Annotated in this window: 8 protein-coding genes; 3 read left to right on the forward strand and 5 right to left on the reverse strand. The window is 70.5% G+C overall.

Annotation, left to right across the window (positions count from 1 at the left end; translation table 11 throughout):
- Positions 1-29: 29 nt before the first annotated feature.
- The gene (locus ACFXHB_RS37820; RefSeq protein WP_380580445.1) at positions 30-1790 is read left to right on the forward strand and encodes a trypsin-like serine protease; all 1761 of its coding nucleotides are present in this window, start codon (positions 30-32) and stop codon (positions 1788-1790) included.
- 371 nt (positions 1791-2161) lie between these two features.
- Here ACFXHB_RS37820 and ACFXHB_RS37825 read toward each other — a convergent pair whose 3' ends face one another.
- The 4 genes from ACFXHB_RS37825 to ACFXHB_RS37840 form a co-directional block, all read right to left on the reverse strand.
- Positions 2162-3217 carry an ALF repeat-containing protein gene (locus ACFXHB_RS37825; protein ID WP_380580447.1) on the reverse strand — a complete coding sequence of 352 codons (1056 nt, stop codon included), beginning with the start codon at positions 3215-3217 and terminating at the stop codon, positions 2162-2164.
- Between the two features lie 319 nt (positions 3218-3536).
- Positions 3537-4646, reverse strand: a complete 1110-nt coding sequence (locus tag ACFXHB_RS37830; protein ID WP_380580449.1) for a hypothetical protein — start codon at positions 4644-4646, stop codon at positions 3537-3539.
- Between the two features lie 128 nt (positions 4647-4774).
- Entirely contained in the window at positions 4775-5497 is a 723-nt protein-coding gene (locus ACFXHB_RS37835; RefSeq protein ID WP_380580451.1) for a restriction endonuclease, read from the reverse strand.
- Positions 5498-5645: 148 nt separating this feature from the next.
- The gene (locus ACFXHB_RS37840; RefSeq protein ID WP_380580453.1) at positions 5646-5855 is read right to left on the reverse strand and encodes a hypothetical protein; all 210 of its coding nucleotides are present in this window, start codon (positions 5853-5855) and stop codon (positions 5646-5648) included.
- A gap of 829 nt (positions 5856-6684) precedes the next feature.
- Here ACFXHB_RS37840 and ACFXHB_RS37845 point away from each other — a divergent pair.
- Positions 6685-7008 carry a hypothetical protein gene (locus ACFXHB_RS37845; protein ID WP_380580455.1) on the forward strand — a complete coding sequence of 108 codons (324 nt, stop codon included), beginning with the start codon at positions 6685-6687 and terminating at the stop codon, positions 7006-7008.
- Positions 7009-7050: 42 nt separating this feature from the next.
- Here the strand turns inward: ACFXHB_RS37845 and ACFXHB_RS37850 are convergent, their stop codons facing one another.
- Positions 7051-7728 carry a helix-turn-helix domain-containing protein gene (locus tag ACFXHB_RS37850; protein WP_380580457.1) on the reverse strand — a complete coding sequence of 226 codons (678 nt, stop codon included), beginning with the start codon at positions 7726-7728 and terminating at the stop codon, positions 7051-7053.
- Between the two features lie 701 nt (positions 7729-8429).
- On the opposite strand from ACFXHB_RS37850, the gene ACFXHB_RS37855 reads away from it, so the two are divergent.
- Entirely contained in the window at positions 8430-9704 is a 1275-nt protein-coding gene (locus ACFXHB_RS37855; RefSeq protein ID WP_380580459.1) for an acyltransferase family protein, read from the forward strand.
- Positions 9705-10097: the final 393 nt, after the last annotated feature.

The following is a 10097-nucleotide window of genomic DNA, read 5'->3' on the forward strand; positions in this document are numbered from 1 at the left end:
CCCTCCCTCGCACCTCTAGGACCCACTCCATGCTTCGCAAGACCTCGCCCCGTGCCCGGGTGACGAGCCTGCTCGCCGCGGCCCTGGCCGCCTGCGCGCTCAGCACCGTCGCCGCCGCGCCGGCCGGCGCCGTGGCGGCCGACCCCGCGACAGACGGCTCCCACACCTTCACCGCCAAGCTCACCATCGGCGACACCTTCCGCGCCTGCACCGGCGCACTCGTCGACCGCAACTGGATCATCACCGCCGCGTCCTGCTTCGCCGACGACCCCGCCCAGCCGCAGAACCTGCAGGCCGGCGCACCGAAGTGGCGCACCACCGCCACCATCGGCCGCACCGACCTGACCACCGGCGCCGGCAGGACCGTCGACATCGTCTCCCTGGTGCCCCGTCAGGATCGCGACCTCGTCATGGCCCGCCTCGCCGCGCCCGTCGACAGCGTCACCCCGCTCAAGCTCGCCGCCACCGCGCCGACCAGTGGCCAGAGCCTGCGCATACCGGCCTACGGCCGTACCAAGACCGAGTGGGTTCCCAACAAGCTCCACACCGGCACCTTCACCCTCGACGCCGTCAGGCCCACGGCCGTCGACACCACCGGCACGAACGGCGCGGCCGTCTGCAAGGGCGACACCGGCGCCCCGGTCCTGCGCGAGACGAACGGCCGACCCGAACTCGTCGCCGTCGCCTCGCGTTCATGGCAGGGCGGCTGCCTCGGCGTGCCCGCCACCGAGACCCGCACCGGCGCGTCCAGCGCCCGTACCGACGACATCGTCGCGTGGGTGGACAAGACCCGCCGCACCACTCCGTCCGGCTCCGTCCTGTCCGGCTCGCCGTTCACGATCGCCGACCCCGCCGACAAGCACCTGGTCACCTTCGTCCAGGACAACGTCAACCACCTGTGGTCCGTCGACCCCAAGGGCGAGGGCTGGCGCGACCTCGGCGCCTACGCCGCCGGCTCCCCCACCGCCGTGGTCAACCCCAACGACGGCCACATCGTCGTCTACGTCAACGGCCCCAACAACCGCCTCTGGTCCTACGACCTGCAGGCCGACCGGTGGACCCGGTTCACCACCACCCCCTCGGGCACGGTGCTGGCACCGACGGCCGTCCCACGCACCGTCGTCGACCCCGTCGACGGACATTTCGTCACCTACATCCGCGACACCAACAGCCACCTGTGGTCCGTCGACCCCTCGGACGAAGGCTGGCGTGACCTCGGCGCGATCGCCGCGGCCGACCCCGCCCCCGTGGTCAACCCCAACGACGGCCACATCGTCGTCTTCGTCAACGGCCCGAACAACCGCCTGAACTCCATCGACGAACGCGGCGCCGGCCGAACCGTGTTCACCACCACGAGCTCGGGCACCGTCATGGCCTTCGACGCCGTCCCCAGCACCGTGGTCAACCCCGCCAACGGGCACTTCACCACCTACATCCGCGACACCAACAACCACCTGTGGTCCGTCGACCCCCTCGGCGCCGGCTGGCTCGACCACGGCGCCAAGGCCGCCACCGACCCCATCGCCTCCATCAACCCCCTCAACAACCGCATCGTCGTCGTCGTCCACGTCAACGGCCCCGACAACTACCTCAACTCCTTCGAACCCCAGGGCCCCGGCGACGGCTGGACCCAGTACGACCGCACCCCCGACAACACCGTCATGGCCCCCGACACCAAACCCCACACCGTCGAAGACCCCACCGACCGACACCTCGTCACCTACATCCGCGACACCAACAACACCCTCTGGGCCGTCGACCCCGCCGACGAAGGCTGGACCCGCCTCTAGACCCAACCCGCGCCCCCGGAACGGAGACCACCAGGGACGCTGACGAGACAGGCCGAACCCGCCTGCCAACCGTCGACGACGAATAGCGCTACCGACGCCACGCGCAGAACCGCCGTCTCGCCGGGCACCCGCCCGGCGGGACGGCATCTGCCGTCCCGCGCCGCCAGCCAACGACGCCCCGGTGAACGGCCACGGACCATTCGGGGCACGACCACTGCCTCCCGGTCGACCACCGGCCTTCCCGCCCCCGACCGCTGCCCCATGCCGGCAGCGACCAGCGAACACAGCCCTCGCCGGCCAGGACCAACCAGTCAAACGCGAGGTGCCCCCGGCCGGCGACCGGGGGCACCTCGCGTCTCAGACTGCCGCGATCAGCTCTCAGCGGCGTACCGACGGCGCGAGAGTGCCACCAGAGCGACACCGGCGGCAAGAGCCGCGGCCGCGCCGCCGGCCTCCAGGCCGATGCCCTCGCCCGCGCCGGTCGCGGCGAGCTGACCGGAGGCCGGAGCCGGGGTGGCGGCCGTGGTGGCGGCGACCCGCGCTGGCACCACCGCCGGGGCCGGGATGGTGCCAGCGGTGGTGCTCACGACACCGGCGGGCTGGACGGGCTGCGCGGTCTGCCCGGTGGCGGTGTTCTGGGCCTGCTCCGGCCGCCGGACCGACGCGGTCGGCTTGGCGGCGGCCGCCGCGTTGGCCTCGTCCTCGGCGCGCGCCTTGTACTGGCCCTCCTTCAGGAACACAACCACATCCTGCGGGGAGCCCTTCAACGCGGCGATCCCGGCCTTCTGAACCGCGGGACCACCGACCGACAGGATCTGCGCCACCTTCACCCGGTTGTCGACCACGCGCGCGCCCGCGAGCCCGACCTCAAGGAAACGGCGCAGCTCGGCGGGCGTGCCGTCCAGGGCCTTCCGGGCCCCCTCCTTGACGCTCGGGCCACTCTCCCCGTCCGCGAGGACCGTGAGAATCTCGGCCCGGTCGTCCTCGGCACGGGCGACGAACTGGCCCTCCTTCAGGAACTTGAGCACCTCCTCGGCCGAACCCCACAACGCGACCTCGACAGCCTTACGCACAGCAGGACCGGCATTGTTGGCGAGCTGGGCGACCTTCACCTTGTTGTCGCCCCAGCGCCTCTGGACCAGCTCGACCTCAAGGAAGTGGCGCAGATCCGCCGCGGTACCGGCGAGAGCCTTCTCAGCCGCCTCCCGAACCCCACGCCCCGACTCCTTGTCCGCCAGGATCCGCTCCACCTCGGCCCGGTCCAGCGCCTCCTGGGAACCGTGGTCCCTCGCGGCCTCGGGCGCCGTGTCCGGACCGGACACCCCCGCGGGCGCCGGCTGCTCGGCCGCGGAGGCCACCGACGGGAATAGCACGCTGGGAGCGAGCGCAGCCGCGGCGAGGACGACGGACACCTTGGGCAACTTCATCAAGCAGACCTGCTTCTTGAGCGGGAATCACGGGGAGAGATCGTGAACCCGGTCAGCATAGATCGTTTGTGTGATCAGCATGCCAACACTCCGCCCGAGGCCCGGGGGCACCGGCACCGCTCCACCGCTCCACCCGTGCGGGGTCCTTCCGAACCCCCAGCAGGCCTCCCGCTCCGCCCAGAAGACAGCGGCGGCGCTCGAACCCCACGCCCGCACCCCAGCGCACGACACTCCCCTACCGAACCACAAACCGGAACAGCCCCGGCATCACAGGTGACGGGAGCGATCCTATGGACGCCCCGGCCGTCGGCCGGTCCGGTCACAGGTTGTGGAGGTGGGCGAGCTGGACGGTGCGGGCGGCCTGGGCGGGGGTGTCGTGCAGGAAGGCGTCGTGGGTGACGGGGTCGCCGATGAAGTAGCCGCCCGCCACCGCTATCCACTGGTCGCCGAGGCCGGGCAGGCCTCGCTCGACCCAGCCGACCTGGTGGCCCTCGCCGAGCACGAGCAGGACGTCGGGCTGCACCGTCCAGCCGGCCAGCGCCCAGTGGTCACCGAACACGCCGGGGTCGAGGGCGAGGTGCGCGTCCAGGTCGGGCAGGCCCCGCAGCGTAGGGTCGCGCGGCACCGTCAGCGTCCCGGGAGGCGGGCTCGGGATCGTGGGCGCGGGAGCCGACGCGGGCCGGGGCTTTTGCTGGGCCAGGCGCCGGCCGACAAGGTCACGCAGCCGATCTCCCCCACCAGCCGGGCCAGGGGTTTCTCCCCGGGGAACAACAGGCGCCGCGGCGGGGCCCGTGGCGGCGGGCACTGCTTCACCCCGGGGCGGAACAGGCGCCGAAAGGGCCTCTTCGGCACCCGGGCGGCCGGTCGCCGACGGCGGCGTTTCGCCCCGGGGCGATGGAGCGGGCGTCTCGACGCCGACCTCGGCTACCCCGGGAACGGGCAGGACAGCCCCCTCCGGTCCGGCCGCGGGTGCCTGGGTGACGCGGTCGACCAGGAGCCGTTCGGCGAGCTCGCGGTGGCGCACGGTCAGGAGACGGGCGGTGTGAAGGACGTCGGCCAGGGCTTGGCCGGCCAGGGCCGAGTCGCCGTCGCGAGCCGCCCGGTCGAGCCGGGTCAGGAAGTCGACGTCGTGACGGCGCAGCTCCGTGCCGAGGTCGAGGAGCTCCGCCGCGGGGCCGTCGGCGGCGAGGCCGGCGGGCAGCTCCGTTTCGCCTCGGGGACTTTCGGCGGCCGCGGCGAGGGCCTTGTCCCGCCTCTCCTTCTCCCGGGCGCGGTCCGCCTTCGACGAGCACGCCTTCGAGCAATACTTCGGCCGGCGGCCCTTGCCCGCCCATTCCAGCTCCGTGGCGCACATCGCGCAGGCCGGCGCGCCGAACAGCATCGGCGCGGCTGGCGGGGTCGGCGCGTTTCCACCCGGGGAGAAACTCATGATCGGAATGCTAGCCAGGCGACATGCCGGGTTTCTCCCCGGGGGGATCGGCGGTCCGGCGGTGGTGGTCCGGGCAGGGCCGGCCCGGCCGCGCGGCACCGGTCCCTGCCGCATGGTGGGGCGATGGATCAGTTGCCCTGGCCACCGCGCGGCCGCGGGATCTGGGGCAGCAGCTCCCACAGCGGCCGGCCGCTGGAGGCCCAACGCCCGAGGACCTCGCGGTCGACCAGGAGCACGTTCTGCTCGGCGCCCCACTTCTGCGACGGCTTGGTGAACCGCCCATTGGTGACCACCACCGGCACCTCGGCCTTGTGCACGCGCTCGTTGGCGCCCACCAAGCTGTACAGCACGCCCACCGAGACCCCCGCGCCGGCGACCGGGTCCTGCTTGTGCTTGCACTGCAGCACCCAGGTCCGGCCCATCGGGTCCGTGGCCAGCACGTCCGCGCTCTGGTCACCGCCCTGCCCGACCCTGCGCGCCGTGCAGCCGTCGCGCAGCAGCAGGTCGCGCACCGCGAACTCGAAGGCGTCGTGCCTCATGTGGTCCAGCCCCCCGGGACCGGTCAGCGTAAGGCGCAGCCGCCGCCGGCGCTCCAGGTCGGCCAGCCGCTGGGCCTGTGCCGCGCGGCGGCGCTCCAGCAGCCGGTAGATAGAGAGGGCCGTGACGCCGACCCCGATCAGCGCCAGTACGACCACCACCCAGACGTGGGCCGCCAGCCAGCGCAGCACCGCGAGCAGCAGCATGACGGCCATCACCGCGCCGCCCAGGGCGAGCAGCAGCTCGGACCCCTCGTCCTTCTTCTTCGGCCGGCGACCGCCGCCGCGGCGGGCCGGAGGTCTGCGCGTACTCACCGGCCGCCCCCGATGCCGACGACGACCGCGGTCCGTGCCAGTCGAGCCACCCGGTCCCACCCCCAGTACGTGGACATACCTACGGCACCCATCGCACCACCCCTCCCTGGCAGCACGTCAGCCGCGCACGGGAGCGCGCGCCGGAGCGTCAGCGGGCGGCCTGGTTCACCGCGTCGGCCACGTTCCCGACCAAGCTCAGGATCATCTGCCCCCAGGAACTCGACGCGATGACGACGCCGAACACCACGCAGACGAACGCGGTCAGCCGTTCGTTGACGCGGCTGCGGGCCTCGGTACGCCGGGCGAGCAGCAGGTAGATGACGATGGCCAAGAATACGGCCGCGCTGACCGACAGCATGTTGATCCCACCCCTGACCTCGGATACCCGTATGGCGACCACCGTCGCCCTTCGGGTGAGCATGGCATAACAGCCCGTCACGGGCGGGTGGTTCGGGACAGACGATCGTCGGCCACGCGGCCAAGCACGCACCGCGGCGTCACCCGATCACCGGCGCGGTCGTTGACCAGGACATGGACGCCGAGGACCTGCGAATCACACCGACCGATGGCCCCAGCCGCGAGGGGGTCGGGGTCCTGATCGTGGAGCCGCCGGCCACCCACCCACTGGTCACCCGCGTGGGTCCGATCTCCTTGTTCCGGGCGAAGCCGGGATCGGGCTGGAGATCGGCGGACTCGACTTCGAGATCCGGGTCGAGCCCGTGTAGACCCCCACACCCACACCCGGACGCCTCCACCACGATGCCGCGCGCGCCCACGAGACCGCGCGGATGAATACCCTGACGCTGTTGCCCCGGACCGTTTCACTGCCCGAGCCCGCGCCCGCCTACGTGGTTCAGCACCATCGGCGTGATGCCGTCGATAGCGAACAGGCCGCGGTGTCAAGGCTCCACCATGGCGGCCCTGACGCTTCGGCTGCGATCGCAGCCGAAGCGTTGATCAGGTCTCGTCAGTTCTGTCCGTTCCCCGGCGGAACCACGACCTGGCGAAGCAAGTGAGGAAGTGGCGGCCTACGTTCCGGTTCTTCGCCCGCTACCCTGTTCGCCAGCAGCTGTGGTGGGCCCCCTGCCGTGAAGTTCATCAGCCCTTGAGGGTCCGCCGGCCTCCGCCGGTCCGCGCCGGAGCGTTCCGCCCGGCCGCGCGCAACACCCTCCCCGAAAGGCAACGCCATGTCGTCACCGATCAGCAAGGAAGACCTGAGGGACTTCCGCGAGCTGCGGGATTCCCTCGCCGCTGCCGGGATCATGACCAGCATCAGCCAGATCGCCAGGGCCGAGCATGACGTCCGCAGGTGGGCCGCGGGCCGGCGCGGCGCGGTGGAGCTGTGTCAGCGCTGGGGCTGGGAGACGACGACCTTGCGCCCGCACTACCGCAGGGTAGGCGAACGGCTGTACGTAATGATGCTCGCGGACGAACACACCGAGCTCGGATGCTCTGGGGTGGCGGTCGCCAGTACGGGCGGCTGGAATGGCGACCGGCCTCGCGAACTGTGATGCTCCGCCACACTGGCGGGGGTGCCGGCCGAGCGGGCACCGCTACACCGTGATCACCGTCTGGGTGCCACCGATGAGGGCGCGACGCTTGTCCGGCAGCAGTCTCAGCGCGTGGGTCGGGCCGACCACCAGGTCGACCACCGCGATGCCGTAGTGCGCCGAGAGCCGGTCGAGTTCGGCCACGGCCCAGCCACACCGGCCGGACAGCTTGCGGCTGACCTGCGCCTGGCTGAGCCCGAGCCCGAACGCCAGATCGCCCTGCGACTCACCCGCCCGACACCGACCAGCCGGGCCGTCGAATCCTCGACCGCGGGGTCGGGCCGACCTCTTGAGGTAGGTACTGACCTCGAACGGGGTCTGCCGGGCGAGCGCGACCAGCGGGTCCACGTAGCCCAGCCACGGCAGTTCGAAGCCCTGCTGGGCATTCGCCGACAGCAGCTCCCGGGCCATGGTTGAGCGGTCCTTCGGATCCGGCGTCGCCTCGTCCGCCAGGCACTCGTAGACCTCCTCCACGAGCGAGGCCATCGTCCGCCGGCCCTCGCGGACGTGCTCCCGCGATCCAGCGTCCCGGGCCACGAGCAGCCGCTCCACCGAGATGCCGCCCGCGGCCGTCTGGGCGGTGAGGCCCAGGGCGAGGGCGGCGCGGTACTCGGCGGGGCTTACCTCGATGCTCTTCCCACGGCCCGGCCCGGTCTTCACGGCCTTGGCCGAGACGGTCACGTCTGTCCGCGGGTGGTGCTTCCTCGATCGGGAGTTCCCCCGTTCTCTGTATTCAGATCCCCTGGGACTTCATCGACGTCGTTTACGAGCTCCGCCTGGCAGCAGTGATGACGATCTGGAAGCACAACGCCACTTCCCAACGGGAAGTTAACCCCCTTGCGGGTAACCACCGACCTTTGCATAGTGTGAACCCGTGGCACCGAACGGTGCACGACGGTCCGCTGGACTCGTGGTGATCATCCGTTTCGGATCTGGTGGGAGGGGTCGGGGTGTCGGCCGTCAGACTGCTGGTCCCGGTGCCGACGGAAGTCGGTTCGGTAGTCCCGGGGATACTCGGGCCCCCGCGTGTGTGCGGCGGTGGGGACAGTGCGTCATTTCGCAGATAACCCGTCCACGCCGCAGAATACCTACGCGCGATCGAGGACGCCTCGACAACCGACTCCAGAGGCCCCAGGGACGACCGGCTAAGGCTGATATATGCGGGAATCGCACACGCGCCATGGCGACCCTCCGCAGCCTCGCCGTCGGCGTAGTGAAGACCCACTATTGATCCACCAATGGATCTTTACCAAGCTCCGATCCTGCGCCGAATTACACGGTGAGCGAACCTTGCTGACGGATATTCACAGTCTGCATACATTCTTCCTTTACTATGCACGGCCTCCTTTCCATGGCCGAACTAAGCCCTCGAAGGGTCTCTCATGCTGCTTGACGCTGCCTCCACCGGAGGCCGCAGCTATGCCAGGAGTCAGCGGATTCGATACCAGACTCTTGCCGACGTGTGGTCAGGCCGTCAGAACGGGTTCGGCCTGATTCGGTTGCTCCTATCGATCGCCGTGATCGTGGCGCATGCGCGCGTACTGGGCTTCGGCGGCCACGGGCCGTTCTACTACACCTGGCGGAAGCAGACGGAGATCGGTGGCTTCGCCGTACTGGGGTTCTTCGCACTCTCCGGCATGCTGATCACTCGCAGCGCCAACCGGATCACCACCCGCCAATTCGCCTGGCACCGCTTTCTGCGGATCATGCCCGGACTGTGGTGCTGCCTGGCCGTAACGGCGTTCATAGTCGGGCCCGCTGTGGCCCTGCACGAGGGAATGCCGCTGCGCGCCTACTTCAACCACCCCGAGGGGCCCTGGCAGTACCTGGCCGCCAACTGGACCCTGGGAGCCGCCCAGGGTGGACTGTCTGGGCTGCTCGCCCACAACCCATTGGCCGGAAACTTCAACGGCGCCCTGTGGTCACTGCCACTAGAGGTGACCTGCTACTTGGCCGCCGCGGTCCTGGCTACCCTCGGCGTCCTCAGGCAGACCCGGTCCCTGCTGCTGTTGATGCTGCTCGGCGCTTGGCTCTACCTCGTGAACATGGCGGCCAACGCCGGCACCCTGCATCCAGACCTCTACTCCCACACCGGGATCGCCTGGAACCTGCCGTTCCTGGGCTACATCAGCATGAACCAACTACTGCCGCTGATGTTCACCTTCGGACTGGGAGCCGCAGCCGAGGTCTACCGCGACCGACTGCCGATGAACCGCGTCCTGGGCCTAGCCAGCGCGCTGGTGCTGGCCCTGGCACTGACGGTAGGCGGCCTGACCACCTACGGTCTGCCCGCTTTCGTCTACTTCATCATCTGGGTCGGGGTCTACACGCCCCGCCCACTGACCCGGATCGGCAGCGGAGCCGACTTCTCCTACGGTCTGTACATCTACGGCTTCGTCGCCGAGCAGACCCTGATCGCCTTCGGCGCCACCCGCTGGGGCCTGACCACGTTCACCCTGGCCTCCCTCCTACTGGCCATGGCTGCCGCAGTCTGCTCCTGGTACCTGGTGGAGAAACCCGCTATGAAGCTCAAGCATCGCCGACCGAGGCGCGCCCGACTCCGGAACGGACCCGTCGACCCCCAACATCCGTCCGCCGGGGACGGGCAGGTCGGCTCGCCTACGCAAGACGGTGCCCTACGCCGTGCCGGACGGTAGACCGCCCGGAGACCGAGCGGCGCGAGGCAGCCCGGTGATGACAGGCCGGCTTCTCCCCGGCTACGAGCCGCATGTCCGCGCCACGGCGGCTACGCGGCTACGGGCTTCTCCGACTCGTCGGTGTGCCGGAGACGACCGCGGGCGGTGACCCGGTCTCAAGCACTACTGGCGCCTCGAACTCGACCCCGCCCCGCGCCTCTACGTCGACCGCCTCGTCCAGGTCGGCGAGACCACCCAGCTCGACGACCCGTTCCCCCTGGCTCTGTTCACGGAATGCGGTTCTGGCTCAACTTCCGGTCTCTGTCGCTGATTGAGGGGTTCGCGCTGGGCCACAGGTGGGCGGGCATCACTTGGGCGTGGCTGATGGGGTTCGGGTCGCTGACCTGCTCTTCC

Origin of the sequence: Kitasatospora sp. NPDC059327 (genome assembly GCF_042752535.1) — a bacterium.
Lineage (GTDB): Bacteria > Actinomycetota > Actinomycetes > Streptomycetales > Streptomycetaceae > Kitasatospora.

Coding starts and splice junctions, on each gene's coding strand:
- ACFXHB_RS37825 (WP_380580447.1), bottom strand. CDS start 3,217: ATGAAGTTGCCCAAGGTGTCCGTCGTCCTCGCCGCGGCTGCGCTCGCT.
- ACFXHB_RS37855 (WP_380580459.1), top strand. CDS start 8,430: ATGCTGCTTGACGCTGCCTCCACCGGAGGCCGCAGCTATGCCAGGAGT.
- ACFXHB_RS37830 (WP_380580449.1), bottom strand. CDS start 4,646: ATGAGTTTCTCCCCGGGTGGAAACGCGCCGACCCCGCCAGCCGCGCCG.
- ACFXHB_RS37840 (WP_380580453.1), bottom strand. CDS start 5,855: ATGCTGTCGGTCAGCGCGGCCGTATTCTTGGCCATCGTCATCTACCTG.
- ACFXHB_RS37845 (WP_380580455.1), top strand. CDS start 6,685: ATGTCGTCACCGATCAGCAAGGAAGACCTGAGGGACTTCCGCGAGCTG.
- ACFXHB_RS37820 (WP_380580445.1), top strand. CDS start 30: ATGCTTCGCAAGACCTCGCCCCGTGCCCGGGTGACGAGCCTGCTCGCC.